Raw genomic sequence first — 25941 nt, forward strand, 5'->3', positions numbered from 1 at the left:
GGATGGAGCGGGTCGGTCGCGTCGATCCTGCTATGCCGTTCTTGCGTGCTGAGGGTGTGGTGGGTCTGGGGCGGGTGGCTCGTGTCGTGCGTGTCGTGCGTGTCGTGCGTGTCGTGCGTGTCGTGCGTGTCGTGCGTGTCGTGCGTGTCGTGCGTGTCGTGCGTGTCGTGCGTGTTGCGCGCGCCCGGGCTGCCGGCTATTGCGGCCGTTGCAGATCCGCAATCACCGCCGCGAGAAAGCGCGCCGCCTCGCCGCCCGTGACGACCCGATGATCGAACGTCAGGCTGAGCGGCAGGATGCGATGCACGGCGGGCGCGCCGCCCGCCGCGACGACCGCGTCGTGCACGCGCCCCGCGCCGAGGATCGCAACGGTCGGCGGCACGACGACAGGCGCCGCATACTTGCCGGCGATCATCCCGAAGTTCGACAGCGTGATCGTGTTGCCGCGCAACTCATCCGGCGGAATCTTTCGCGCACGGATGTCGGCGCGCATCCGGTCGAGCCCGTTGCGCAAGTCGGCGGCATCGCGATGCGCGACGTCGCGCAGCACCGGCACGAAGAGACCGTCCGGCAGATCGACCGCGATGCCGAGATCGATCTTCGCGACCACGTGGCGACGCCCCGCTTGTCCGTCGAACCACGCGTTGAGCCCCGGCTCCGCGCGGCAGCCGGCGACGAGCGCGCGAATCAGGCGCATCGTCACGTCGGCGCCCGCGGGCCATGCGTGGATGTCGGCATCGTCGATCACGGTCGCCGCCGCGACTTCGCTCTGCGCGCGCGCCATGTTCTGCGCCATCGCGCGCCGCACGCCGCGCAGCACTTCGGGCGGCCCGAGCTCGGCGAGCACCTTCGCGACGCGCTGCACGTCCGCCGCGGTGATCACGCCGTCGGCGCCCGACGGCGTCACCATCGCCAGATCGACGTCGAGCTTGCGCGCGAGCGCGCGCACAGCCGGAATCGCCTTGACCGCGCCGGCGCCGCGGCCGCCCGCGCCCGTGCCGAGCGCCGCGGGCGCTTCTTGCACGACGTGCTCGCCGACCGTCATGTGGCCGACGACGGTCCCCGCATCGGCCTCGTCGGCTTCGCCTTCGAATGCGACGAGCGGCGCGCCGAGATGAACGATGTCGCCCGGCCGCCCGAACAGCTTCGCGATGCGGCCGGATTGCGGCGACGGAATCTCGACGATCGCCTTCGCGGTCTCGACCGACAACAGCGGCTGATCGGTCTGAACCGTATCGCCGGCCTTGACGTGCCACTCGACGATCTCGGCTTCCTGCAAGCCTTCGCCGAGGTCGGGCAATTTGAAGATCTTCATGTCGTTACGACGCCTCCAGCGTCTTCCTGACCGCGCTCACGATGCGCGCCGCGCTCGGCATGTACTGGCCTTCGAGCCGGAACAGCGGCATGACGACGTCGTAGCCCGTCACGCGCTGCACGGGCGCGAGCAGCGAATACAGACAATGCTCGGCGACGAGCGCGGCGATCTCCGCGCCGACGCCCGCCGTGCGCGGCGCCTCGTGGACGATTACGCAGCGGCCCGTCCGCGCGACCGACGCGACGATCGTATCGGCGTCGAGCGGCTTCAGCGTCGCGACGTCGATCACTTCGGCCATCACGCCTTCCTGCGCGAGCTGATCGGCGGCCGTCTGCACTTCCTGCAGCGTCGCGCCCCAGCTCACCAGCGTGACATCGGCGCCGTCGCGCAGCGTGAAGCACGTATCGAGCGGCAGCGCCTCACCGTTGTCTTCGACCGGCTGTCGGAAGAGCCGATACAGGCGCGAAGGCTCGAAGAACATCACCGGATCCGGATCGCGAATCGCGGCGAGCAGCAGCCCATAGGCGCGCGCGGGCGTCGACGGAATCACGACGCGCAAGCCGGGGATATGCGCGAACAACGCTTCGGGGCTTTCCGAATGATGTTCCGGCGCGTGAATGCCGCCGCCGCACGGCGCGCGGATCACGAGCGGACACGACAGCCGTCCGCGCGTGCGATGACGCAGCCGCGACGCGTGATTGAGGACCTGATCGATCGTCGGATAGACGAAGCCGGTGAACTGGATCTCCGCGACGGGCTTGAGCCCCATCGCCGCCATGCCGATCGCGGCGCCCGCGATCGCCGTTTCCGCGAGCGGCGTGTCGATCACGCGCTGCGCGCCGAAACGCGCCTGCAAGTCGACGGTCGCACGAAACACGCCGCCGTTCGCGCCGATGTCCTCGCCGAGCAGCACGACGGACGGATCGTGCGCGAGCGCGTACGCGAGCGCCAGATTGACCGCTTCGACGAGGTTCAGATCAGCCATGATGGTTCTCCGCGGCCGGCGCGAATGCGAGCGCCGTCGCCAACTGCTCCTGCATCGCCTGCGGCAGGCTCGCATACAGATGGTCGAACATCGCCGACGTGTCCGGCTGCGGCGTCGCGAGATAAGCCTGCACCGCTTCCTCGACCTGCGCGTAGCACGCCTTGCCGAGTTGCTCGTCCAGCGCCTTGTCCCACACGTTTCGCTGCATCAGGTATCTGCGCAGACGCAGCAGCGGCTCGAATTCCCATTGCTTGCCGACGGCGTCGGAATCGCGATAGCGCGTCGCATCGTCCGCTGTCGTGTGATCGCCCAGCCGGTAGCTGAGCGCTTCGACGAGCGTCGGACCGCCGCCGCGCCGCGCGCGCTCGAGCGCGTCGCCGACCACCTGACGCACGGCGACGATGTCGTTGCCGTCGACCTGCCGCCCCTCGATTCCTGCGGCGATCGCCTTTTGCGCGAGCGTTTGCGCCGCGCTCTGGCGGGCGCGCGGCATCGAGATCGCCCACTGGTTGTTGTTGACGACGATGACGAGCGGCGCGCGCCACGCGCCCGCCATGTTCATCGCCTCATAGAAGTCGCCTTTCGACGTGCCGCCGTCGCCGAGAATCGCCACCGCGACGCGCGCTTCGCCGCGCAGCATGAACGCATACGCCGCGCCCGCCGCATGGCACACCTGCGTGCCGATCGGCACGCAGTTCGGAAAATCATGACGCGCCGCCGCGAAATCGCTGCCGCGCTCGTCGCCGCCCCAGTACAGCAGGCTTTCCGTCATCGTGACGCCGCGCAGGAATTGCGCGGCGTGATCGCGGTACGACGGAAACAGCACGTCGTCGGCGCGCATCGCGCTCGCGACGCCCACGCCGATCGCTTCCTGCCCGACCGACGACGCGAACGTGCCGATCTTGCCGGTGCGCTGCAGCGCAACCGCTTTCGTGTCGAACGCCCGCGTGAGCACCATCGCGCGATAGAGCGGCAGCAGCGCGGCCGCGTCCTGCGCGAACGCGGGCAACGGCTGGGCCGGCTCGCCGTCGGGGCCGAGGTATTGCGTATAGTCGATGTCGAAGCTGCCGACCGTGGTCATCGCGGGCCCCTCGTTTTTCTAGACGTCGAAATACAGATAGAACTCCCAAGGATGCGGACGCAGCTTGATCGTATCGAGCTCGCGCTTGCGCTTGTAGTCGATCCACGTGCGAATCACGTCGTCGGTGAACACGTCGCCCTTGCGCAGGAACGCGCTGTCGGCCTCGAGCGCGGCGAGCGACGCGTCGAGCGAGCCCGGCACCTGCCGGATCTTCGACGCTTCCTGCGGCGGCAGCTCGTAGATGTTCTTGTCGAGCGGCGCGCCCGGATCGATCTTGTTCTCGATGCCGTCGAGCCCGGCCATCAGCATCGCCGCGAACGCGAGATACGCGTTCGCCGACGGATCGGGACACCGAAACTCCACGCGGCGCGCGGCCGGCGCGTCGGACACCATCGGAATCCTCGCGGCGGCCGAGCGGTTGCGCTGCGACATCGCCAGATTGACGGGCGCTTCATAGCCCGGCACGAGGCGCTTGTACGAATTCGTCGTCGGCGCGCAGAACGCCATCAGCGCCGGGGCGTGCTCGAGCAGCCCGCCGATGTACCAGCGGCACAGGTCGGACGTCAGCGCCCAGCCGTTCGCGTCGTAGAACAGATTGCGTTCGTCGTCCCACAGGCTCTGGTGGCAATGCATGCCGCTCGCGTTGTCCGCGAACAGCGGCTTCGGCATGAACGTCGCGACCTTGCCGTGCCGGCGCGCGACGTTCTTGCACACGTACTTGTAGATCATCACGTTGTCGGCCATCCGCGTGAGCGTCGCGAAACGCATGTCGATTTCGTTCTGGCCGGCGGTCGCGACCTCGTGATGGTGCACTTCGACCTGCACGCCCGCGCGCTGCAGCGTCAGCGCGATTTCCGAGCGAATCTCCTGCAGCGTGTCGTTCGGCGGCGTCGGGAAATAACCTTCCTTGTAGCGCTGCTTGTAGCCGAGATTGCCGCCGCCGTATGCGCCCTCGTCTCGGCCCGCGGCCCAGTCGCCCTCGGCCGATTCGACGTAGTAATAGCCGCAGTGCTGATCCTGGCCGTAGCGGATCGAATCGAAAATGAAGAATTCGAGTTCCGGCCCGACGTAGCAGGTCGTCGCGATGCCCGTCCCGCGCAAATGCGCTTCCGCTTTTTTCGCGACGTAGCGCGGATCGCGCGAATACGGCCCGTGCGTCGCCGGATCGATCACGTCGCAGAGAATCGACAGCGTCGGCGTCTCGCAGACCGGATCGACGAACGCGGTCGCCGGATCGGGACGCAGCAGCATGTCGGATTCGTGGATCTCCTGGAAGCCGCGGATCGACGAGCCGTCGAAGCCGATGCCGGCGCCGAACAGATCCGCGTGGAGTTCGGGGAGCGTAATCGAGAAGTGCTGCCAGAGACCCGGCAGATCGGTGAACTTCAGATCGACGATCTGGATGCCATGGGTACGCACCAGTTCGATCACATCGCTCACGCCGGCCGGCCGCGCGATGCGGTAGCTGCCTGCTTCGACGCACGCCGCGAACGGCGATCCCGCGTCGCCTTGCGTATTCGACATGGGCTTTCTCCTTCATCCAGCCCTTTGCCTGCGATCCGGCTTCGGCCTGCTCTGCGACCCGCGTTCGAGCGGCCGACAACGGTGCGTGCGGCCTGCGCGCTACGGCAATCTGCCGATGATCGCGCCGATTTCGTTCTTCGTGAACGCGCGCAGCGTCTGCGTGCGGACGTTGCCCGCCGAGCCGAGCGCGAAGCCGAATGCGGTGAGACTTTGCTCGTCGGTCGCTTCGACGACCGCGACGATATCGAACGCGCCCAGCGTCCAGTAGACCTCCTTCATTTCACAGCCGAAGCCCTTGGCCAGTTCCGCCACCTGACCAGCCCGCTGCGAGCTGTTCTTCACGGTGCGGATGCCCTGATCCGTAAAGTTTGCAAGCACCACGTAAGTCGCCATGACGATTCCCCTTACGATTGAAACGTATCGAGATTCGAACGCGCGAGCGGCGTCGTCGGACGCCTTCGCGCCAATACGATCGGAACCGTCTCGCGCGTAACTTGATTTTAGGCAATGGGATCGACAGCGAAGGAGGGGTTTGCACGCGGATTGCGATGTTGATCGGCCGGAGCGGGCCTGGGGCAACACGCATGGGCGACGCGTATCTCGATCGAGCCGCGATCTCGACCCGCGAGCATGCTCAACCGACGACGACACACCGCGAATGCTCGGCAACGAAGCGGAATCCGACGGCGACGCCTGTCGCCGAATCCGCGCGTCGCTCGCCCCGAATGGAGCAGGCACGAACTTCAATGCGGCCGATGAGAAAAGATGACCCGCCGTCCGGCAAGACACAGGACAAAGGACGCAGGACGGCAGGTCGATCAACAACACAACATGGGCCGATTGCTACTGATTGGAGTAGTCATTTGAGATCGGAAAGGCCGGACGTCGAACAGCCTTCCCGACGTAAAAGTTAGACGATTACTCGCGAAACGTCTGTCAATTTTGGTCAGATCGACCGGCCGACGTACTGGAAACCGACGCTGCTGATCGACGGCGAGAAGGGTCCAGACCACTTTCACGCGAACGTCGACGCGCTGCGCCTATGGATGCCGAACGCATCGAGCGTCACGATATCCGGCGCAGCGCCAAGGCGTCGCCGCAATAGAGACGGGACGTTGCGCGAGCACGTGGCGCTCGCGTGTCCGCCGCCTCCGTTTCGATTGGCCATGCCTGATCGCTCATCGCACTCGTCAAATGACGGACTGCATTGCGACATCGCCGATGTGTGTTTTAAGCGAACATCAAATGAATCTCGCATTCAAGTTATTAGCAACCCAAATGTAAATGACTCACAATAATGATTCGATCCCGTCAGTAACCCGCGAGTAACTTAATTCCCCAAAAGACCTGTTTCCCGATCATGCAAAACCAGGATTTTCATATTTATCCGAATAGGATGAATTCTGCTGAATTCGACTAAAATCACGCTATTTTTCATCCGGATTCACTGTCCCACGCCCCATACCGTAGCGGCATCCCGTGCCCACACGCCATCGCCGCGCAGGTCTTGCACCGCCTGCCGCATCGCCGCCCCAGCTCAAGTCCGACGCATCGTCCGCTCTTAAAATCCTTCCTCGCGGCATTACGCGCCAAACATGCAGACACCGTAAATGATCGAACGAGGCCGAAACAATGAACGGATTCAGCCCGCGATCGACTTGTAATTTTTCGTGAGCTACCGGGGCGGCATATTCGAGACAGTCGTCTCAGACAAAATTATTTACCATTCTTTTATTAAGATCTTAAGTCAGCTATGGAATACTGGCGGCGATGGTTGTAAAGCGTATGCGAGGAAGCATGGATTCCGCGGGATTTGATTGCTGCCGCATCGCATTACCTTGCCGATGAACCGATTTCCGCAAATAAAAAACAAGGGCTGCGATGAATTCTGGCTCGCCTGGATTCTCTTTCGTTATTCGAGCATGCAAAGGAGGACGGATTTGACGGTCGTAGCCCATCGCCGTCGCGGCGACGCCGATCGCCCGATTCGCGCCGTGCCGCCGACGGCGACGCGCACGTCGACAGCCTCGGTCCGAGACGCGCGGATCGCGCGCGGTCGTGCGCATCCCATTGCCCGCCCGACATCGCGCCCGCCACGATACTCCCCGACGACACATGCCGCATGCGGCGGAACAGCCATCGTCCAGATCCGGCACCGGGTTCATGCCGCCGCATTGCAATGCAATGCCGTTGCGACATCGGCGCTCCGTCCGCAGCAGGGCAAGCGCGCCGCCCGGTATTTCGAAACATGACCGTCCTTGAGGTGGGAAATATGTCCGAGGTGGGGATAAGAAATTTGAATCACCTGCGCGTTTTTATGGCGATTGTCGAGAAGGGTAGCTTCACTGCGGCAGCAGAATGTCTGTGCATGTCGAAATCGCTGGTCAGCGAATACCTGAGCCGCCTCGAAGCGGAGATCGACACCCAGCTCGTGATGAGAAGCACCCGCAGGATTGCGCCTACCGACGCCGGCAACAAGCTGTATTGCGCATCCCAGGAGTTCGTCAGCGGCCTGTATGACGTGATCGGCAGCATCCGGTGCCTGCGCCATGAATCGACCGGCCTGCTGCGCGTCGCGGCGCCCAGCGGTTTCTCCACCGCGCATCTGAGTTCGATCGCAGCGACGTTCATTCATCAGCACCCGCAGATCGAGCTCGAGATCGTATGCAACGACGAGGAAATCGATCTGGTCGGCGAGCGCATCGATCTCGCGTTCGAGACGGGCTGGCCGAAGAAGAAGGGCTTCCGGATGAAGATGCTCGGCGCGTTCGACCAGGTGCTCGTCGCATCGCCCAAGTATTCGCGCAAGCACGCGGTGCCAAGACATCCTGACGATCTGCCCGGCTCGCACTGGATCGGGCACGGCGGGCTCGCGAACCTCAGCTATTCGGTGTTCGGCAACGACGGACGCTCGGTCCGGATCCAGACGAACGGCCGCCTCAAGGTGAAGAGCGTGCTGCTCGCGCACCAGATGGTGCTCGCGGGCGCGGGCGTCAGCGCGTTTGCCGACTATCTGGTCGCCGAGGACTTGCGGGAGGGACGCCTGCACCGGCTGCTGCCGACGTGGACGATGCCGAAAGGCGGCATCTACGCGTTTCGCACGTCTTCCCGGCATGCGTCGGTTCGGGAGCGTCTGTTCCTCGGCGCGGTTCAGGCGTATCTGGCCGGTCTGTCCGGCGAACAGATGCGCGCAGGCGCGGTTCCGACCTAGCGGCGAACACGTTCTGTCGCTTCATGCGGAACGGCGCTCGCTTCGATGCTCGCTCGCGTGCGTCGGGGCGAGCATCGGAGCAGCGCGCCGCTCTCCGGCTTCATGCGGGGTGACGACGGGTTCAGACTGGCCGTCGCCCGCACGGATATCGCGCATCGAGTTCGATCTGTCGGCCGCGATCGTATCGAAAGCCTGCGGCATCGTGTCCGCCGCTCATGCACGCAGCGATCTCCAGGCGATCGTGCGCCGCCGCCCGCGCATCGTCCCGATCATGCGCCGGCCGCTTTCCCGTGGCGCTGCGGCGCCGCCCGCGTCCACCCGCCATCGGCCGGACTGAACCACAGATGAACGTGCCCGGTGCCGATCCCGTTCTCGTACTCGCTGAAGAAACGCCCGCGCGCCGCGCACGCGTGCGCGCCGATCGCGCCCGCCATCATCAGATAGTGGCCGAAGCGCGCCTCCGGATGAAAACGCAGAAACGCCGGCATCGTTGCGATCACCCGGTCGTGCCGCCCTTCTTCGAGCCACGCGATCCGCCGTTCGTCCGCCGCGCGCGCGGCCGGCGTCACGATGTTCGACGCAGCGCCCGCCATCCGGTTGCGCAGTTCCGCGAGCGGCCAGAACACGTGCGACAGTCCGCCCGACGCGATCAGCAGCACGTTGCGGTCGAGCCGCTCGACCGCCTCGGCGACGATCTCGCCCATCCGCAGGTAATCGCCGGTGGTCGCGGTCTGGCACACGGAAACGGAAATCCAGCGCTTGTCGGGCCGTCCGAGATAGGTCCACGGATTGAGCGTCGCGTAGTGGATCGGCAGGCACGGATCGTCGACCGCGGCGATCCATGACGCGCGCCGCGGCGCCAGTTCGGCGATCGCGCGCGCGAGCTCGGGATCGCCGGCGAGATCGTACGGCAGCTGCCGGATCGCGTTCGGCATCTCGTCCGACGTGAAGCGGCCCTCGCGCCGCGCGTGCGCGGTGACGACCGCCTCGGTCGTGGTCCGCCAATGGCTGTCGAAGACGAGCACCGTGTCGTAGTCGTCGGCGTCGAACACTTCGCGCCGAAGCTGCATCAGGCCGGTCGCGAGCGTGAAGTCGCGGCCGCCGTTTTCATGACGCCGCGTCGCCTCCGACATCATCACGACGGGCGCATGTGAAATCAGGCCTGCGCCGATGATCTTTCCCATAGATAGGCATCCTGTTCAATGAGTGAGCGAGCGGGCGCATCCGCGTCACGGCACGAGCAGCAGCTTGCCGGTGGTCCGGCGCGCCGCGAGATCGGCATGCGCCTGCCGCGCGTCGGCGAGCGGATAGATGCCGCCGATCCTGATCTCGAGCGAGCCGTCCGCGATACCGTCGAATACTTCGCCCGCGCGCCACAGAAATTCGTCGACGGTCGCGCGGAAATGTTCGAGATATGGGCGCGTCAACGTGAGCGAGCCGCCCCACAAGAGCCGCATCACGTCGACGGGCGGCACCGGGCCGCTCGCACCGCCGAAAATCACCAGCGTGCCGCGCGTCCTGAGGCTCGCGAGGCTCGCGTCGAACGTCGCGGCGCCGATGCCGTCGTACACCGCGTGCACGCCCTTGCCGTCCGTCAACCGGCGCACCTCGGCGGCGAGATCGTCGAGCGCGTGGTGCAGGATCACGTCGTCCGCGCCGTTGCTGCGTGCAAGCACCGCCTTCTGTTCGGTCGACACGGTGCCGATCACGCGCACGCCGCGCTGCTTCAGCCACTGCGTCAGCAACAGCCCGACGCCGCCCGACGCCGCATGAACGAGCACGGCGTCGCCTTCGCGGGCCTTGTACGAATCGTTGACGAGATAGTGCGCGGTCATCCCCTGGACGAGCGCGGCGGCGGCCGTCTGCAGATCGATTGCGTCCGGCACGACGATCGCCTTGTCCTCCGGCACGATCACGTGTGTCGCATAGCTGCCCATCACGGTCGTCCAAGCGACGCGATCGCGCGGCTTGAAACGCGTGACGTTCGGGCCGACCGCGAGCACGCGCCCCGCGCCCTCTTCGCCCGGCGTGCCGGGCAGCGGCATCGGATAACGGCCTTCGCGGCGGTACAGATCGATGAAGTTCACGCCGGCCGCGGCGAGCTCGACGAGCAGCTCGCCTTCGCCGGGTTCGCGCCGGGTGCGCGCCACGTAATTGAGGACATCCGGGCCGCCCGTCTCGCGGATCTCGATTGCTTGCATCAGTTCGCTCCAAGTGTTCGTCAAAGGATCAACGCGCCGGGACGCCGTCGAGTTCGATTCGATAGAGATCGAGCCAGTCGTTGAGCCGGCTGCTCGACTCCAGCAGGATTCGTTCGAATTCCGAAAGGCTGCCGGTCGCGGTCTTCGCGGTCAGGTTGCGCAGCGCGCCGCCGTCGAGGAACGGCTTCAGCGGCGCGCGACCGCCGTCGATCGCCTGATTGAGGCGCGCGATGAGACCGCGGTCGTAGCCCGGCGCCTGAATCGACGGATATGCGGCCTTCTTGCGGTTCAGCACCGACTCCGGCAGCAGATCGGCGGCCGCCGCGCGCAGCAGCGCCTTCTCCTGGCCGCTGAACGTCTTCATCGCCCATGGGATGTTGAACACGTATTCGACGAGCCGGTGGTCGCAGAACGGCACGCGCCCTTCCAGGCCGCTCGCCATGCCCATCCGGTCCTTCTTGTCGAGCAGCACCGGCAGCCAGCGCGTCAGCGTCAGATAGTGCAGCTCGCGCGTGCGACGATCCTCCGCGTTTTCGCCGTCGAGGCGCGGCACCTCGGCGAGCGCCGCACGATAGAGATCCGCTTCGTACTCGCCGAGCTTCAGCTCGTCGATGAACCATCGATGGAACAGCGCACGCGGATCGAGGCCGCGATGCGCGCCGAGCTTGAGCCATGGGAACGTCTGCGCGCGGCGCGCGGTCGGATCGGAGAACCACAGGTAGCCGCCGAAGATTTCGTCGGCCGCCTCGCCCGACAGCGCGACCGTCGCGTGCTTGCGGACCTCGGCAAAGAGGCGATATAGCGACACGTCGAGATCGGCGAAGTTGAACGGCAAGTCCCACGCGCGCAGCACCGTTTCGCGCACCTGAGGATCGAGCAGCCCGGCCTGGTTCAGCTCGATCGTGTGGTGGTCGCTGCCGATGTGCCGCGCAACCTCGAGCGCAAACGGCGCATCCGCCGTCGGGCGAATCGGGTCGGCTCGAAAGTGCTGCGTGTGACCGGTGAAGTCCACGCAGAACGTCGACAGCGTGCCGCCGCCGTTCGCGCGCCGCTGCTTCTGCGCGATCGCGGCGATGGTGCTCGAATCGATGCCGCCCGACAGCAGCGCGCAGAGCGGCACGTCGGCAATCATCTGGCGCGACACGATGTCGTCGAGCAGCGAGCGGATCGTCGCGATCGTCGTCGGCAGATCGTCGGTATGCGGACGCGCTTCGAGCGCCCAATAGCGCGCTTCGACGATCCGGCCGCGCCGCACGCGCAACACATGGCCGGGCTTCAGTTCGCGCATGCCGGAGAACGGCACCTGCCCCGGTGCGCGCAAGAACAGCAGCGCATCGCACAGCCCTTCCGACGACGTGCGCGCACGCACGTCCGGATGCGCGAGGATCGCCTTCGGCTCGGAGCCGAAGATCACGCCATCCGCGGTCGGGTAGTAGAACAGCGGCTTCACGCCAAGCCGGTCGCGAACGAGCAGCAGCTCGTCGCGCGCGGTGTCCCAGATCGCGATCGAGTACATTCCGTTGAGGCGATCGACGAACGGCTCGCCCCATTCGAGATACGCGCGCAGCACGACCTCGGTGTCGCAATGCGTGTCGAACCGATGGCCGAGCGCGGTCAGCTCGGCTTGCAGCTCGCGGAAGTTATACGTTTCGCCCGCATACGAAATCGCCGCGCGCGGCAGATCGCGCGGGCCGCGCTCCGGCGTGAGCATCGGCTGCGCGCCGCGTTCGAGATCGATGATCGACAGACGCCGGTGCCCCAGCGCGACGTGCGTGTCGAGCCACACGCCGCGCGCGTCCGGGCCGCGGCGCGCGAGCGTATCGGTCATGTTGTCGACGATCTGCGCCTCGTTGCGCAGGTCGCGGGCGAAGTCGACCCATCCAGTGATGCCGCACATAGTTGCTCCTTTGAGTTGAAACGATAGGGATCGGATAGCGCGATTCAGCCGTGCAGCCACGGACCTCGCGACCAGCCCGACGCGTCGTAGTCGTCCATGCAGCGCTGCGCGAACGCTTCGCAATCGGCGAGCTGGCCGAACCGGGTCGCCCACGTCAGCGAATCGAGACGGATCTGATCGAAGTTGCCGGAGTAATGCGTTTCGTAGACCGAATGACGCGAGCCGAACTCGCTGCCCGTCGCGTCCCAGATCAGCTTGAAGAGCTTGATCCGCTGTTCCGGTTCGAGCGCCGCGCCCCGGTAGTACGCGTCGATCAGCCCTTTCACCTGCGGATCGAGCAGGTCGGCCGCGCCGGACACGGTGACGAGCGGCGAGCCGCCGAGCGCGGTCTCCATCAGCTCGCGCACGCGCTTCCAGATCTGCGGCACCTGAATTCGCAGCGCCGATGCGTATTCGAGCTTCGGCACGACGACGCCGGCCTGCGCGCGCACGGGATCGCGCGCCATCGCGGACGTGATCGCCTTCAGCAGATGCCACAGCGAAATCAGCTCGCCGAGCGCCGCCTGAATCCCGCGAAACTGCTGCGTGCCGTTCGCGTGCGTGCCGAGCGACAGCAGCCCGATCATCAGTTCGAGCTTCACCGCGAGCCGGATGCCGGATTGGAAGTTGTAGAGATTCGCGAAACCCGACGCCGCATAGAAACCGGTCGCGCGCTTCACGTCGCGATAGACGAGCACGTCTTCCCATGGAATCAGCGCGCGATCGAAGATCAGCACGCTGTCGTTCTCGTCGAAACGGCTCGACAGCGGCGCGTCGAACGGGCTCGTCGCGGCGGCTTCGTACGACGGCCGGCACATCAGGCTCAGGCCCGGGTTGTCCATCCGCGCGAAGAACACGACGGCGAAGTCGTCGGCCTTGCCGGGCTCGAGCAGCGCCGACGCGACGGGCGCGACGAACGTCGCATTGGTCAGCGCGCCCGCGGTTGCGAGCATCTTCACGCCGCTCACGACGATGCCGCGATCGGTCTCGTCGACGACGTGCACGAACACGTCGCGCATGTCATGGATCGCCTTGCTGCGATCGAGCGGCGGATTGATGATCGCGTGGTTCAGATACAGCCCGTTGCCCGCGAAGCGCTTGTACCAGTCGACCGCGTTCCGACGAAAGTCGCCGTAATAGTCGGCGCCCGCCTCGAGCCCTGACATGAACGCCGCCTTGTAGTCGGGCGTGCGGCCCATGAATCCGTAGGTCATCTTCGACCACAGCTCGATCGCGTCGTGCGCCGACAGCAGATCGTCGACCGACTGGCTCGGCTTGAAGAAGCGATGCGTGACCTGCCCGTGCCGATCGGGCGCGGTCAGCCGCTCGCGATGCTCGCCGTGCAACGCGTCGTACAGCGAAGCAATGCTGCGGGCCGCGTTGCGGAACGCGCGGTGCGACGTGACGTCGGCGATCCGTTCGCCGCCGAGATACACGTTGCGCCCGTCGCGCAGGCTGTCGAGATAATCGTTTCCGGTCATCAACGTCATGGTCGTTCCTCCGTCGACGAAGTTGTCAGGCTGCTGCATGGGTGGCCGCCGCGGCGTCGCTCGGCTGTTTCGGCAAGTGCGGATTGCGCAGCGGCGGCTCACCGTGGATGTGAACGCGGCGCAGATGGCGACCGGTCCGGCTCGTGAAGCGCTCGCGTCCGTGCAACAGCGTGAAGTTGTCGGTGAGCACGACGTCGCCCGTCTGCCAGCGATGCGCGTAATGCACACGCGGGTCGTATAGCGCGCGCTTCAGGCTGCCGAGCAGCGCTTCTTTCTCGTCGTCGGCGATGCCGCCGAATACGTAGCTCGACGGATTGACGAACGTGCTGTCGTCGGCGATCGGCGGCTCGCAGAAGCGCAGGATCGGAAATTCGCGGCGCGGATGCTGCTCGATGATCGGCGCTTCGACCGTGTTGCTGTAAAGCTCGACCGTGCGCTGATAGCGTCCGTGCGCGCGGCGCCACAGCGCGCGCGTCTGCGGCGTCGCGACGCGCAGCGCCTCCGTCGTGCTCGAGAACGTCGTGCGCCCGCCGTCCGCTTCGCCGATCGCCTGCACGCACTGGAACACCTGGAATTCCGGCACGGTTTCCAGATACATGCCGTCCCAATGCAGCGGCACGTAGCTGCTCGCGAACACATGATCGGCGGGATTCGCCTGCTCGAGCAGTTCGAGCACCGCGCCGAACGGCCACATCATGATTTCGCCGAACGTCGCGCAATAGCGGGTCATGCTTTCCGCATCGACGAAGCTGTCGAAGCCGCGCAGCACGACGAGCCGCTGGCTGCGCACCAGCGCGCGCAGCCACTCGACCGACAGCTCGCCGACATGAACATGCGCGCGGCGCGGCTTCACCAGCACGCCGAACGAACACGGTTCGCCGGCGTCGCCGACCAGCGGCTCGAGCGACACCGATCGCTGCAGGAACAAATCGCTCATACCGCCTCCAAAGGAATCCGGGTGCTGCCCGCTGCGGCCGAAACGCGTTCGTCGCCGACGACGGGAAACGGAAGGAGATCGCCGCCGCCGATCGGCGACCGCTCGATTTCGTAGTGGCTCGGCCGCTCATCACGCATCACGATGCGGCCACCCAGCAGTTCGACGTCACGGCGCTTCATCAGCACGAACTGATCGCCGAGATCGACCGCGACGCCGTGCCACGGCGTCAGCCAGTTATCGCGCGTCGGCATCATGTGGACGCCGATCTTCAGGCTCGCCGCCGGCTGCGGGTGGATCGACAGGCGAATCGCATCCGGAAATTGCGTGGCGAGAAGCGCGCCCCATGCCCAGCTGCGCTGAATCACGCCGAGCGCGCGCGTCTTCGAATCTTTCTGCAGCGCAGCCTTCGAGCCGCGATAGTCGGGCGTGAAGCCGTCTTCGAACATGAAGCGGGTGATCGCGCGATACAGCAGCGTGCCCTCCTCCTCGCTCGTCAGCTTTCGCTTGATCGCGTCGATCGGATCGGCGAATTCGTCGACGAGCAGCCGCCGCATTTCGCCGAAGCTCGACGTCCGGTTCGCGAACGCTTCGAAGTTCTCGAGGTTGTACGTCGACAGATGGTCCGCATGCAGATTCGCAATGATCTGCCGCAGCGCGCCCTGATACGCGGTGATGTCGCGATCGTCCACGCGGATCAGATCGCCGAACACCCTGCCGTCCGAGCAAATGGTCAGCTTCGCGCCGGGCGAATGGAAGCGTCGAATCCGCTCGCACAGGTCATTCAGGAACGACAGCGAGAGCTTCTCGGCCAGGTCCGGAAAGCGCCCCAACACCTTGTTCGGATTCGGCGATTTGGACGGGAACGCCGGCAAGACGAATTCGACCGGCCGCGCCGTATCGACGAATGCGCGGATTCTGGGAAGCTGAACGGCGTGGACCTGCTCGATTTCGTGACGGATATCCGAATCCGTCGTGTATTCCGGGTATCGACGATGAATCTTGAGAATTTCACCCAGGATCGCCAGGGAAATATCGTTGTTCCGGTCGCATTTCATGAATTTCGACCTCGCTGATCGAATAGGTTAATGGCGAGGGAAATTCTATTTTTCGTTTAAAACTTGATAAATACGGATTAATCGAAATAACAGTTCGGAGAATTTGCTTACACGATGGACAAAATAATACGACCGATTCGCTTTCATCCGGATTGATGATGCGATTCGGGTTTATCGATTGATTAACGGACTGAAATGCCTACCAGGATTGGAGTGACAGGCGATATGCTGGAAATTGAATAGAAAAACATGAATAGCGATTTGAATAACCGCGTGCGTCAACTTCTACGATCCGGATTCGATCAGAACGGATATCGATGAATGGCAGGTAAATAACCCATTCAAACAGTTCTTATTCAGTCGATCGCGCTCGATCCGCTCCGATTCATCCGATGAACCGTCGATATGACTGCACGGAAAACCAGAAAGAGAAACGAAGCGACGACGGCCCCGACCGCTGCCGTCTCGCGTCGAGCCCGCCGAATGCGAAGCGCAGTTCGCCGATCGTCGGGACGGCACGCAGCGGCACGCCGGCGATGGCCGAACCGCGCATGCATCGTGCGGGCGCCAAGCATCGGCATGGCGCCCGCGTCCAGGCATCTACATCAAGCCGCCACGCCGATGCCGAACACGTGCATCTTGCCCGCGCTCACCTGCCGCGGCAGCGTGACGCTCGTCACGACCTTGCCGGCCGGCACCGGAATCTTCTGCGCGAAGATGTAGGTCTTCACGTTGTCCGTCTGCCCGCTGCCGGCGTTGCGATAGGCGGTCGTCACCGCGATCGCCGACTTCGCGCTCGCGCTGCCGCCGTTCAGCGTCCAGTCGTCGAACGACAGCGTGACCTGTGCGCTCGTCCCGTCCGCGAAGTTCACCCGCGCGACGCCCGCGCTCGGCCCGTTGTTCGACGCGCCCAGCACGACGACGCGGCTGCCCGTCGAGCCCGGCGGCAGCATCACGGTCTGGCCGACCGTCACCGCGTTGTCGAGCGACGTCGAGCCGCCGCCGAGCACGAAGCTCGCGCCGCCGTATGCGAACGGCGCGCCGGGCTTCGCGCCCGCCTGCGCGAGCGCGGTCGCCGAGTAGCTGAACAGGCTGCCGTCGAAGTCGGCGCCCTGGCCGTCCGCATTCGTCGCGCCGTCCGCGCTGATGCCGCGATTGTTAAAGCCGTCCGCCACGTTGCGCGCGACCGGCACGCCGAACGACGGCGGCGCCTCGCCCGCCCCCCATTGCGACGGTGTGCCGCCCATCTTGAAGTGCATCACCGCGCCGCCTCCGAGCGCGTCGAGCGCGATCCACGGGCGCGTCTGCGCGCGGCCGTTCACGCTGACGCTCTGCACGTAATTCGACTTCGGCGCGCCCGGCGCGCGAATCCTCAGCGTCTTGCCGCTGCCGAGCTGCACGTCGATCGCGTGGAACTGCGGACTGCCGATTGCAAAGCCCGCGACGCCCGGAATCTGCGGATACAGCCCGAGCGCGGCCCACACGTACCAGCCGGACACCGCACCGAGATCGTCGTTGCCGGGCAGGCCGTCGGGCTTCGTGCTGAACGCCGTCTGCATGATCTGCTGGACGACGCGCTGCGTCCCGGACGGCGACCCCGCCCAGTTGTACAGCCACGGCACTTCGAACGTCGGCTCGTTGCCCATGTAGAAGTTCGGCAGGCTCATCCCCGCGTTCAGCACCGTGAAGAACTTGTCGAGCCGCGGCACGACCGTCTGGTTGCCGCCGAGCTGCGCGAACAGACCGGCCGGATCGTACGGCACCATCCACGTATATTGCTCGGCGTTGCCTTCGACATAGTTGTCGGTGCTGCTCGGCGTCTCGGCGATCCACGCGCCGTTCGACTGGCGTGCGGCGACGAGCGGCGGATTCAGCGACGCGTTCAGCAAGTTCTGCCAGTATGCGGAGCGGCCGAGCAGCATCTTCTGCGTCGCGGTGTCGCCGAGCGCGCCCGCGAAGCGCGAGATCGCGAAGTCGCTGCTCGTGTATTCGAGCGTCGACGATGCAATGCCCCATTCTCCGTTCGTGATGTAGCCCGTCTGCAGATAGCTCGCGCGTCCGCCGTTGGTCGTCACGCCCGCGCACGCGGTGCCGGCAATGTTCGCCATCCTGATCATGTGCGCGAGCGCGCCGCGCGCGTCGAAGCTGCGCGCGCCGAACGCATAGGCGCTCGACACGAGCAGCGAGCCCGCATCGCCCGGCATCACGCCGTCCTCGACGTTGTCGTTGACCCAGTGCGGAATCGCGCCGCATTGGTCCGCATCGTTGACGAGCGACTGGATCATGTCGCTCGTCTCGCGCGGGAACAGCACGGCCTTGAGCTGGATCAGCGAACGATAGATGTCCCAGCCGGAGAAGCTCGAGTACTGCGCGGCCTGTCCTTTCGCCACCGTGTGAATCTGCTTGTCGAAGCCGACGTACTGGCCGTTGACGTCGCTGAACACGCTCGGCGCCCACAGCGCGTGATAGAACGCGGTGTAGAACTTCTTCAACGCATCGGCATCACTGCCCGATACGCGAATCGCGCCCAGCCGGTCGTTCCACGCCGCATCTGCGAGCGCGCGCACGCCGTCGAAATCCCATGTCTTGTTTTCTGCGTCGAGATTCGCCTTCGCGTTGTCGACGCTCACATACGAGATCCCGATCTTCATGCGCACGGTCGCGCCCGAATCGAAGCCGAGCTTCGCGACGCCGCGCGAGATCGAAGACGTTGACGCGAACGGCCGATCGAACGTCGCATAGAAATACACGGGCACCGGCACCGAATTGCCGCAGAAGCCGCCGCCCACCGTGCTGCCGGAGATCGCGGTCGACGACACGCGCGTGATCGCGCCGCTCGTCGACGTCTTCGTGTTCGTGCGCGTCGCATCGAGCACGAGGATCGCGGGCTTGCCGGCGGGATACGTGAAGCGGCCGAAGCCCGTGCGCAGCGTCGCGGTCAGCTCGACCTTGACCTGCGAATCGAGCAGCACCGAGTAATAGCCGGCCTTCGCCATTTCATTCGCATGGCTGAAGGTCGGCGCGAGCTTCGTCGCGTCGGTGGTCGGCATCACCGGGAACTCGCCGTTGTTGCCCGCGCAACCCGCGCCGCTCATGTGCGTGACGCTGAAGCCCTGGATCGAGTTCAGATCGTAGTAATAGCCGGCGGGCGAGCCCGGCTCCTTGCTGCCGGCGGGCGCGGGCGTCGTGTTCGTGTCGGGCGCCCACTGGACCATGCCCGAAGGCAGGCCCGCCGCCGGCACGACGCTGCCCGCCTGCCCGGCCGGCACCGGATTCGGCGAATTGCTCGCGAGCGTGCCGATCAGCGGATCGACGTATTGGGTCAGCGAGACGGGGCGAATTGCGTCGTCCGTTTGCGCGTTGTTCGCCGCCGCATCGGCCGCGGCGTCGTTCGCGCCCGTCGCGGCCAGCAAAGACGCCGTCGCGCCAGGACTGCCGTCATCCCCTCCACAAGCTGCGAGCGCGCAAGCGACGGCTATCGCGGCGCCCAGCCTGACGAATCGATTCATGATCGTCTCCAGTTCTTCGGCTTCGTTATCGAGCGGCGCGATCGACTGCACGTCGTCGGCCAATCGTGAATCTCGGCTGCGCTGGAAGACTAGGACACGCGAAGTTTCTTCGTCAATGAAATGAAGGGTGATGTAAGGTTTTTATCAGATTGACTAAACGATGAGAAACAGCGTGCAACGCGGCGGTTTTATCTCGCGCGTTTTCGCGGCGCCGCACATGAACGCCGGCGGCGCTCGATGCGGCGCTGCGCCATCCGACGTTCGCCCGTCCCGATCGGGCGCACTGCCGTCACGGCTTCCAGCGATAGACGACGATGCTCGAGCCGTTGTAGTTGTCTTTCGTGATCACGTACTCGCCCGTCGATCGCAGATAGGCTCTCAGGCCGTACATCGAATCGACGTCGTTGCCGACGTCCATCGTGCCCGTGTTCGAGTTGATCAGCGTGGTGACGAGCTGGCCCGTGTTGAGATCGAAGACGTCGACGTTCGGCACGGTGTGCACGTAGCCGACGAACAGATAATTGCCGGCCGCCGCGATCGACTTCGGATTGGGGTTCGTGAGCGTGATGACCGGATTCGGCTGGGTGACGTTGCCGGCGCTCCAGCCGTGATACACCTCGATCCGCCCGTTCATCGCCGTCCAGTCCCAACTCCCCGCGATCCCCTGCGCGAGGATCATCGTATCGCTCCCGGACATGTGGAGAATGCGCGCCGACGGCTGGATGCTCGCGGGCGTCGGGATCGACGTGGCCGCGCCCCAGGTCGGCTTGCCGGCCGCATCGAAGCCCGTCAGCGGATAGTGCGAGATGGCGTTCGTCCCGTTGAGGCCGGCCCACACGTCCCCCTTGTCGTCGATCGAGAATCCGGCCGTCACCTGCAGCGTCGTATTGAACGCCTTGCCCGGCAGCGACGCATCCGGGATCGCGATGTAGCCGCTTGCCGCGTTGAAGTGGTAGAAGTTGAAGTTGCCCGGATTCTGCCCCGACGCGACGAGAATCTTGTTGCCGCCGACACTGACGAGCTGGCCGAAGTGCTGGCCGCGCTGGTAGTCGTTCATGTCGAGACGCGGATCGGAAGGGTACGTGAACGGATCGACGGTGTTCGCGACGAAGGTGCCGCCCGCACTGCCGGTATAGATGTTCATCCCGCTGTAGAAGTAAGCGCCGTCCGTCGTCGGATCCGGCGCGGCGATCGCCTCGAAGTTGAGCGCCTGGAGCTTCCACAGCGTGTTGCCGAAGGTGTCGTATGCGCGAATGTCGGTGGCGCCGTTGCGGCCGAGATCCCAGCCGCCGCCCCACGGATTGTTGAGCACGTATAGCGTGCCGGCGGCGTCCTTGCCGATGCCGACCACGCGCGTGAAGCGCTTGTCGCCGACCTGGCCTTTGATGCCCGTCGTGGCGTCGAGATAGCCGCCCAGCACGCCGAACGTGCCGACCTGCTTCGGGATGCGCGCGATGCCATAGAGCTTGATGTTCATGTCGTGCCCCTGATCGCCGACCATCAACTGCCGTTTCGACGCATCGTAGTACAGCGACGCCGGCCGCGACGTCGTCGGCATCTGGATCGTGTTCATCAACGCGCCGGTCGGACTGAATTCGACGATCTTGGCCGCGTTCTTTTGGGCTACCCAGATATTTCCCGCACCGTCGAGCGCAAGCGCGCCGGGATTCGCGATGCTGATGTCGCGCTGCCAGACGCCGTCGGTCGTGAAGACCCGCACGCGGTTGCCGAAGAAATCGCTTGCATAGAGGAGCGTGCCCGCCGTCGCGAGACCGGTGATCACGTCGGCCCGGCTGACGGCGTTCCACACGCTGACGGGAATCACGAGATCGCGTGCGAGCGTCGTCCGGTTGTAGCGCGCGACCGAGCCGCTGCCCTGCGAGGTGCTGTATTGCGACGCGGCGAAGATCGACGTCGCGTTGCCCGTAATCGCGCCGCCCTGGAACTCGGCGTGCGTGCCGATCGAACCGAGGCTCTTGCCGTTCTGGTAGATCGCGACGCCGCCTTCGTTTTCGTCCCAGAAGGAAGCCGTATAGATGACGCCTTCGGGCGAGACCCACATCGACCGCGCGTTGTTGCCGACGTGCGACGCAATGGTTCCGTAACTGTTCGCCAACCAGTCCGTCGTGTATTGCGCCTGCGCTGCGGGCGCGATCATCGCGATCACGGCGCCGACCCATGCGGCATGGATGCGTTTCTTGACCATGATTGATGCTCTCCTGACCTGGCCCGTCGAAATATGGATTGCCGGGCATGACATGAGTGAGTACGGCGAGCGAATCGCCGCCGCCCTCGCTGATTGGTCACCACGCATCTTCAGCCGCATCGCGATTTGCTTCGCGCCGCCACGCGACATGGCAGGCTCGTCGACACTCGTCTCGTGTCCGTATCGCTTGCTGTTTCGGATCGCTCCATCGATCCGTCGTCGAACGACGATGGGTTTCGCCCTGGCGCTCGCAATTGAATTTGTTAAGGAGTCTGGATCGACGCCCTATTTCTTGATTCGGTAAAACTCGGTAAAACCGTCAGCAGGCCCGATTCGAAAGCGGTAGAAAATACAGCCGCCTCGATGCCCCGCTACTCGATTATCCGGCGTAGTGAGCAAACGCTTTTGCGACTCGCCGATCCGGCCCGAAGTGAAACACTTCGAGCGCCAGCCGCCCCTTCGCGCCACGGTAATGAATCGCGACGCTGTCGACGCCGGCCAGCGTCGCAATCGATTCGAAATGCAAGTCCGGAATCATTTGCAGCGCCTTCGACCAGTACGCGCCGACCGCGTCCTTGCCGCAAAGACGCCCGCTGGGCTCGCCGGCGATCTGCGCGATCATCGGCGACGACATTTCGAATCCGTCGGCGTAGTGCGACAGGATCCGGTCGAGGTCGTGCGCATTCCATGCGTCGATCCATTCCCGGCCGAATTGCCGAGCGAATTCTTGCGTGATGGGTTCCATTGGGGGCGAATATCGAAAATTGCTTGAGATGATCCGGCGGGCGTCAACCGTCATTCAACGGCTCGCGGCGCCGGCATTGTTCGGTTTGCGAATCGTTTTCGCTTCGCGTTCGGCATGTCCTTCATGATTCCGACTCAAGGCTAGCATGCAATCATGTCATGACGATATTCGTTCGATACGGCTCGCGTCCTGATCGAAGACGGACGATTCCGCTATGAATCGGATGCATCAGTGGGCATTTGCGCCAATTTGGTGCCGACGTTACGATACCCGCTCATCCGGTCATCCTGCTGCGCGTCGCTGATCCGGCAGCCGACGGGATGACCGCAACGGCCGGCTGTTCGATGCGCGTCGATCGAGCGGCCGAACGCCGCTGAAACAGATCGTCGGCCACCGCGTCCCGCATCGCGCAGACCGCGCATTCAGTTCTCTTTATTTTCCGAATCGATATGGTCACTCGTTCTTCTCAATTGCCGGCTGTTCGCGCGATCGTCACCGGCCACACGCGCGGACTCGGCGCCGCGCTCGCCGCGCATCTGCTTCAACGGGACATCGCGGTGCTCGGTCTGTCGCGCAGCCGTCACCCGTCGCTCGGCGCGCATGCGGGCGACCGGTTCGTCGAAGCCGAGCTGGATCTGTCGGACCCGGCGCGCGTCGAAGCGTGGCTCGCCGGCGACGCGCTCGGCGATTTCGTCGCCGGCGCGAGCAGCGTGCTGCTGTTCAACAACGCGGGGACCGTCGAGCCGATCGGCCCGCTCGACACGCAGGACGCGGCGGCGATCGCGCGCGCGGTCGGCCTGAACGTCGCGACGCCGCTGATGCTCGCGAGCGCGATCGCGAAGATCGCGTCCGAAACCGCCGAGCGCCGCATCGTGCACATCTCGAGCGGCGCCGCGCGCAACGCGTATGCGGGCTGGAGCGTCTATTGCGCGACCAAGGCCGCGCTCGATCATCACGCGCGAGCGGTCGCAGCGGATGCGAATCGCGCGCTAAGGATCTGCAGCGTCGCGCCGGGCGTCGTGGACACCGGCATGCAGGCGACGATCCGCGCCAGCAGCAGCGACCGGTTTCCGTCGCGCGAGCGGTTCGAGCAGCTCAAGTCGAGCGGCGCGCTCACGACGCCGGACGATGCCGCGCGCCAGCTTGTCGACTACGCGCTGAGCGACGACTTCGGCAAGGCGCCGACGGCCGACCTGCGCGATTTGGGGTGAAGCCGGGACGCGAGCCTGAATGTGCGGCCTGATACGCGTCGCCGGCATCCTGTCCGGCGCGCCGACACGGCAGCCGACTACCGCGACTTTTTCTGCGGTGCCGCCGATCGAAAACGCGAGCCCTTCGATTCACCGAAGGCCGCCGAATGGGCAACGCGGACGTAGCGTCGATGAGGGAATCTCGATGCATGCGCGCGGCGCGAAGCCGCACGCCGCCATCGTGCATGAGAGCCTTGGCATGATCCGCCCGGCAACGATTTCGCATCGCACGAAAATCGGCCGACGCGCGCTGAAGCAGGCATTCCGCGCCCAGCGCGCGACCTCGGATCGAGTCACGCCAATCGGACTCGCTTCACTGCTCAGTGGCGATGGTGATGCTTGCCGTGACGGTTGCCCCGGCGATAGCCGCGGTCGTAGTCGTCTTTGTACGAGTTCGAGCGCGAGATGTTGCCGCCGAGCGCGGCACCCGCGCCGCCGCCGACGGCCGCGCCGACCAGGCCGCCGCCGCGGCCGCCCATCGCGTTGCCCGCCGCGGTGCCCGCACCGCCGCCGAGCGCGCCGCCGATGATCGCGCCCGTGCGCTCGCGGCGATTCGACGTGACCGCGCCGCCGGCGCCGCCGCCGACCGCCCCGCCGATCACCGCCCCCGTGCTGCCGCCCACTGCGCCGCCGACCGCCGCGCCGGCCACACCGCCGAGTGCGCCGCCGAGCGCATTGTTCATGTCGCCGGCGACGGCCGGCAGCGACGCAGCAGCAGTCAGCGCCGCGATCGCAACGATCTGGATGAGTTTCTTCGACATAATTGAAAGGTCTTCTTTCGTTTTAGGTTTGAAGCAGCGGCGAGTATACCGGGGCAGTGAAAGGCATCTGTTTCCTTTCGGTGCGGCTGCGGTAAGAGATGTAACAAAGTGATCCGGCCGTGCGCGGCTGGTATGGCGCGGCTTGGCGGCGCGCATGGGCACGGACGCGAGCCGCAAAAGATCAGGAATTCGGGGAACGAATCAGAGACCGCCGGACGACACACGAACCGCGTCGTAGCGCTTTCGTATGACGCCGGATCGGATGTGGAAAGCGCGCGTGTCATCCCGCCGACGCATCGGTCGCGCGCGCAAGGTGAGTGCGAGACCGTCGGCACCGGACGACGACATTGCCACGAATCGAAGGCGTCGCGGCAGCGTGCTCCGGCGTCGCCATTTGCCGGACATCACGTCCGCGTGGCGCGCGGTGCCGTTCAAGCGGCCATCATCCGCCGATCTGAACGCAATCGTCGATCACCGCGACGCGCGCGCCGCGTCTCGCCAGCGCCGGCGCATCGTCGTGCGCGAACGGATGGGCGGGCGCATCCGTCTCGCGCCACGCATGACGTTTCAGCAGTTCCCAATAGCCGCCGCGAATCACGAAGCCGCCGCATTTTCGCGCATACGCATCGCGTCGCATCCGGTAGGCGCGCGGCAGGTGATACCACGGCAGTTTCGGCAGATCGTGATGCACGAGATGGTAGTTGTTGTTCAGGTACAGCAGGCGCATCACGGGGCCGGCTTCGTTGATCGCGATGCGCGCCTTCGGATGCGCGGCTGCGCGATGCTCGTACAACGAACGAATCATCGCAAGCGACTGCGCGGGCCACGTAATCGCGAGCAGGTAGTACCACCACGGCACGCCGACCGACAAATGCAGCCACGCGAGCAGCACGACGACGGACGCGCCGTGCGCGGCCCACATCGGCGCATAGCGCCAGTCGCCGCCGCGCCATGCGCGCAGCGTGTCCGCGCACATCGCCGCGACGCTTGCCGGCGGGCCGACGACGAACCGCCCGACGAAGCTCTTGCGCGCATGCCACAGCGCGCGCCGCCAGCGCGGGAGCTGCATCCACTGCGCACGCGGCACGTAATTGCTTTCCGGATCGATGCCCGGCACCGTCAGATCTTCGTCGCGATGATGCTCGAGATGGGTATCGCGATACAGCGTGTACGGATACCAGACCGCCAGCGGCGGATAGCCGAGCAGCTTGTTCAAGCGCGTGGAGCGCGTCGGATGGCCGTGCAGCAGTTCGTGCTGCAGCGACGTGTGCCACGCGCACAGCGCGATCAGCGGCGGCGTCGCGGCCGCGAGCGGCAGTCGCCCGGCGCGCACGCACAGCAGCACGCCGAGCCAGCCGCCGTAGATGACGACGATCAGCAGCCAGGTCGGCCACTCGGTGCGCGCGGCGAAACGGCCGCCGAGCGCCTCGATCTCGCGCGCATGATCTACGTCGAAGTATTCGGCCATGTTTCAGTGATGACGGAGGCCGAACGTCGACAAGCGCGAACAACAATGTCGTCGCCCGCGATACGCACGGCAGAACACGCACCGTAACCAACCGCCGCCGCCGGACCAACCAATGGATTCGCATTTGCTTATGCGGCGAGGTCAGCGTTCGATGTGGCGAAATCGCGAAAAGGACGGTGCATCGGTTCCGGCGATGCCGATGTCGATGTCGATGTCGATGGCGGTGGCGGTGGCGGTGGCGGTGGCGGTGGCGGTGGCGGTGGCGCA

The 25941-nt window shown here is 65.3% G+C and carries 21 protein-coding genes; 4 read left to right on the forward strand and 17 right to left on the reverse strand.

Annotation, left to right across the window (positions count from 1 at the left end):
* Positions 1-196: 196 nt before the first annotated feature.
* The 5 genes from WS62_RS16135 to WS62_RS16155 form a co-directional block, all read right to left on the reverse strand.
* Positions 197-1315, reverse strand: a complete 1119-nt coding sequence (locus WS62_RS16135; RefSeq protein WP_066572524.1) for a dihydrolipoamide acetyltransferase family protein — start codon at positions 1313-1315, stop codon at positions 197-199.
* A 4-nt stretch (positions 1316-1319) separates the two neighbouring features.
* Positions 1320-2300 carry an alpha-ketoacid dehydrogenase subunit beta gene (locus WS62_RS16140; RefSeq protein WP_066572525.1) on the reverse strand — a complete coding sequence of 327 codons (981 nt, stop codon included), beginning with the start codon at positions 2298-2300 and terminating at the stop codon, positions 1320-1322.
* Positions 2293-3381 (reverse strand): pyruvate dehydrogenase (acetyl-transferring) E1 component subunit alpha, encoded by a 1089-nt coding sequence (gene pdhA, locus WS62_RS16145; protein WP_066572527.1) that lies wholly within the window; start codon positions 3379-3381, stop codon positions 2293-2295. The genes WS62_RS16140 and pdhA overlap by 8 nt, the downstream gene beginning before the upstream one ends.
* Before the next feature lie 18 nt (positions 3382-3399).
* Entirely contained in the window at positions 3400-4905 is a 1506-nt protein-coding gene (gene glnA, locus WS62_RS16150) for a type I glutamate--ammonia ligase (RefSeq protein ID WP_066572529.1), read from the reverse strand.
* A 99-nt stretch (positions 4906-5004) separates the two neighbouring features.
* Positions 5005-5298: a GYD domain-containing protein gene (locus tag WS62_RS16155; protein WP_066572531.1), complete on the reverse strand. Its 294-nt coding sequence runs from the start codon at positions 5296-5298 to the stop codon at positions 5005-5007.
* A gap of 1424 nt (positions 5299-6722) precedes the next feature.
* Between WS62_RS16155 and WS62_RS36495 the strand changes: the two genes are divergently transcribed.
* Entirely contained in the window at positions 6723-7157 is a 435-nt protein-coding gene (locus WS62_RS36495; RefSeq protein ID WP_156441005.1) for a hypothetical protein, read from the forward strand.
* 20 nt (positions 7158-7177) lie between these two features.
* Positions 7178-8116 (forward strand): LysR family transcriptional regulator, encoded by a 939-nt coding sequence (locus WS62_RS16160; RefSeq protein WP_197422851.1) that lies wholly within the window; start codon positions 7178-7180, stop codon positions 8114-8116.
* Between the two features lie 21 nt (positions 8117-8137).
* On the opposite strand, the gene WS62_RS16165 is transcribed toward WS62_RS16160, so the two are convergent.
* The 9 genes from WS62_RS16165 to WS62_RS16205 all read right to left on the reverse strand — a co-directional run bounded on the left by WS62_RS16165 (position 8138) and on the right by WS62_RS16205 (position 21450).
* On the reverse strand, positions 8138-8317 hold the full coding sequence (locus WS62_RS16165) for a hypothetical protein (protein ID WP_066572535.1): 180 nt from the start codon (positions 8315-8317) through the stop codon (positions 8138-8140).
* A 68-nt stretch (positions 8318-8385) separates the two neighbouring features.
* On the reverse strand, positions 8386-9300 hold the full coding sequence (locus WS62_RS16170; protein WP_066572537.1) for a catechol 1,2-dioxygenase: 915 nt from the start codon (positions 9298-9300) through the stop codon (positions 8386-8388).
* 45 nt (positions 9301-9345) lie between these two features.
* A complete protein-coding gene (locus tag WS62_RS16175; RefSeq protein ID WP_066572570.1) occupies positions 9346-10317 on the reverse strand; it encodes a quinone oxidoreductase family protein in 972 nt (323 codons plus the stop codon).
* Positions 10318-10345: 28 nt separating this feature from the next.
* The gene (gene asnB / locus WS62_RS16180; RefSeq protein WP_066572539.1) at positions 10346-12214 is read right to left on the reverse strand and encodes an asparagine synthase (glutamine-hydrolyzing); all 1869 of its coding nucleotides are present in this window, start codon (positions 12212-12214) and stop codon (positions 10346-10348) included.
* Between the two features lie 44 nt (positions 12215-12258).
* Positions 12259-13743, reverse strand: a complete 1485-nt coding sequence (locus WS62_RS16185; protein ID WP_066572541.1) for a 4-hydroxyphenylacetate 3-hydroxylase family protein — start codon at positions 13741-13743, stop codon at positions 12259-12261.
* A gap of 25 nt (positions 13744-13768) precedes the next feature.
* Complete coding sequence (locus WS62_RS16190; protein WP_066572549.1) at positions 13769-14680, reverse strand: TauD/TfdA dioxygenase family protein; 912 nt, start codon at positions 14678-14680, stop codon at positions 13769-13771.
* On the reverse strand, positions 14677-15735 hold the full coding sequence (locus tag WS62_RS16195; protein WP_066572550.1) for an L-tyrosine/L-tryptophan isonitrile synthase family protein: 1059 nt from the start codon (positions 15733-15735) through the stop codon (positions 14677-14679). The genes WS62_RS16190 and WS62_RS16195 overlap by 4 nt, the downstream gene beginning before the upstream one ends.
* A gap of 605 nt (positions 15736-16340) precedes the next feature.
* Positions 16341-19244: a GH92 family glycosyl hydrolase gene (locus WS62_RS16200; protein ID WP_082721013.1), complete on the reverse strand. Its 2904-nt coding sequence runs from the start codon at positions 19242-19244 to the stop codon at positions 16341-16343.
* Positions 19245-19533: 289 nt separating this feature from the next.
* Entirely contained in the window at positions 19534-21450 is a 1917-nt protein-coding gene (locus WS62_RS16205) for an SMP-30/gluconolactonase/LRE family protein (protein ID WP_066572553.1), read from the reverse strand.
* Between WS62_RS16205 and WS62_RS16210 the strand changes: the two genes are divergently transcribed.
* Complete coding sequence (locus tag WS62_RS16210) at positions 21443-21754, forward strand: hypothetical protein (protein ID WP_156441006.1); 312 nt, start codon at positions 21443-21445, stop codon at positions 21752-21754. The two genes, WS62_RS16205 and WS62_RS16210, sit on opposite strands and share 8 nt — an antisense overlap.
* Positions 21755-21829: 75 nt before the next feature.
* On the opposite strand, the gene WS62_RS16215 is transcribed toward WS62_RS16210, so the two are convergent.
* A complete protein-coding gene (locus WS62_RS16215; protein ID WP_066572559.1) occupies positions 21830-22195 on the reverse strand; it encodes a nuclear transport factor 2 family protein in 366 nt (121 codons plus the stop codon).
* A gap of 470 nt (positions 22196-22665) precedes the next feature.
* On the opposite strand from WS62_RS16215, the gene WS62_RS16220 reads away from it, so the two are divergent.
* The gene (locus WS62_RS16220; RefSeq protein WP_066572562.1) at positions 22666-23406 is read left to right on the forward strand and encodes an SDR family oxidoreductase; all 741 of its coding nucleotides are present in this window, start codon (positions 22666-22668) and stop codon (positions 23404-23406) included.
* 359 nt (positions 23407-23765) lie between these two features.
* Here the strand turns inward: WS62_RS16220 and WS62_RS16225 are convergent, their stop codons facing one another.
* Together WS62_RS16225 and WS62_RS16235 are read right to left on the reverse strand one after the other, a co-directional pair.
* Positions 23766-24206 (reverse strand): hypothetical protein, encoded by a 441-nt coding sequence (locus tag WS62_RS16225; RefSeq protein ID WP_059471094.1) that lies wholly within the window; start codon positions 24204-24206, stop codon positions 23766-23768.
* Positions 24207-24648: 442 nt separating this feature from the next.
* Positions 24649-25674 (reverse strand): fatty acid desaturase, encoded by a 1026-nt coding sequence (locus WS62_RS16235; protein WP_066572568.1) that lies wholly within the window; start codon positions 25672-25674, stop codon positions 24649-24651.
* Positions 25675-25941: the final 267 nt, after the last annotated feature.

Source organism: Burkholderia sp. ABCPW 14 (assembly GCF_001523835.1).
Taxonomy (GTDB): Bacteria; Pseudomonadota; Gammaproteobacteria; order Burkholderiales; family Burkholderiaceae; genus Burkholderia; species Burkholderia mayonis.

What these genes read in the sequence shown, in the direction of transcription:
- WS62_RS16135 (WP_066572524.1), bottom strand. Translation starts at nt 1,315, where the DNA reads ATGAAGATCTTCAAATTGCCCGACCTCGGCGAAGGCTTGCAGGAAGCC.
- WS62_RS16140 (WP_066572525.1), bottom strand. Translation starts at nt 2,300, where the DNA reads ATGGCTGATCTGAACCTCGTCGAAGCGGTCAATCTGGCGCTCGCGTAC.
- pdhA (WP_066572527.1), bottom strand. Translation starts at nt 3,381, where the DNA reads ATGACCACGGTCGGCAGCTTCGACATCGACTATACGCAATACCTCGGC.
- glnA (WP_066572529.1), bottom strand. Translation starts at nt 4,905, where the DNA reads ATGTCGAATACGCAAGGCGACGCGGGATCGCCGTTCGCGGCGTGCGTC.
- WS62_RS16155 (WP_066572531.1), bottom strand. Translation starts at nt 5,298, where the DNA reads ATGGCGACTTACGTGGTGCTTGCAAACTTTACGGATCAGGGCATCCGC.
- WS62_RS16160 (WP_197422851.1), top strand. Translation starts at nt 7,178, where the DNA reads ATGTCCGAGGTGGGGATAAGAAATTTGAATCACCTGCGCGTTTTTATG.
- WS62_RS16165 (WP_066572535.1), bottom strand. Translation starts at nt 8,317, where the DNA reads ATGCCGCAGGCTTTCGATACGATCGCGGCCGACAGATCGAACTCGATG.
- WS62_RS16170 (WP_066572537.1), bottom strand. Translation starts at nt 9,300, where the DNA reads ATGGGAAAGATCATCGGCGCAGGCCTGATTTCACATGCGCCCGTCGTG.
- WS62_RS16175 (WP_066572570.1), bottom strand. Translation starts at nt 10,317, where the DNA reads ATGCAAGCAATCGAGATCCGCGAGACGGGCGGCCCGGATGTCCTCAAT.
- asnB (WP_066572539.1), bottom strand. Translation starts at nt 12,214, where the DNA reads ATGTGCGGCATCACTGGATGGGTCGACTTCGCCCGCGACCTGCGCAAC.
- WS62_RS16185 (WP_066572541.1), bottom strand. Translation starts at nt 13,743, where the DNA reads ATGACGTTGATGACCGGAAACGATTATCTCGACAGCCTGCGCGACGGG.
- WS62_RS16190 (WP_066572549.1), bottom strand. Translation starts at nt 14,680, where the DNA reads ATGAGCGATTTGTTCCTGCAGCGATCGGTGTCGCTCGAGCCGCTGGTC.
- WS62_RS16195 (WP_066572550.1), bottom strand. Translation starts at nt 15,735, where the DNA reads ATGAAATGCGACCGGAACAACGATATTTCCCTGGCGATCCTGGGTGAA.
- WS62_RS16200 (WP_082721013.1), bottom strand. Translation starts at nt 19,244, where the DNA reads ATGAATCGATTCGTCAGGCTGGGCGCCGCGATAGCCGTCGCTTGCGCG.
- WS62_RS16205 (WP_066572553.1), bottom strand. Translation starts at nt 21,450, where the DNA reads ATGGTCAAGAAACGCATCCATGCCGCATGGGTCGGCGCCGTGATCGCG.
- WS62_RS16215 (WP_066572559.1), bottom strand. Translation starts at nt 22,195, where the DNA reads ATGGAACCCATCACGCAAGAATTCGCTCGGCAATTCGGCCGGGAATGG.
- WS62_RS16225 (WP_059471094.1), bottom strand. Translation starts at nt 24,206, where the DNA reads ATGTCGAAGAAACTCATCCAGATCGTTGCGATCGCGGCGCTGACTGCT.
- WS62_RS16235 (WP_066572568.1), bottom strand. Translation starts at nt 25,674, where the DNA reads ATGGCCGAATACTTCGACGTAGATCATGCGCGCGAGATCGAGGCGCTC.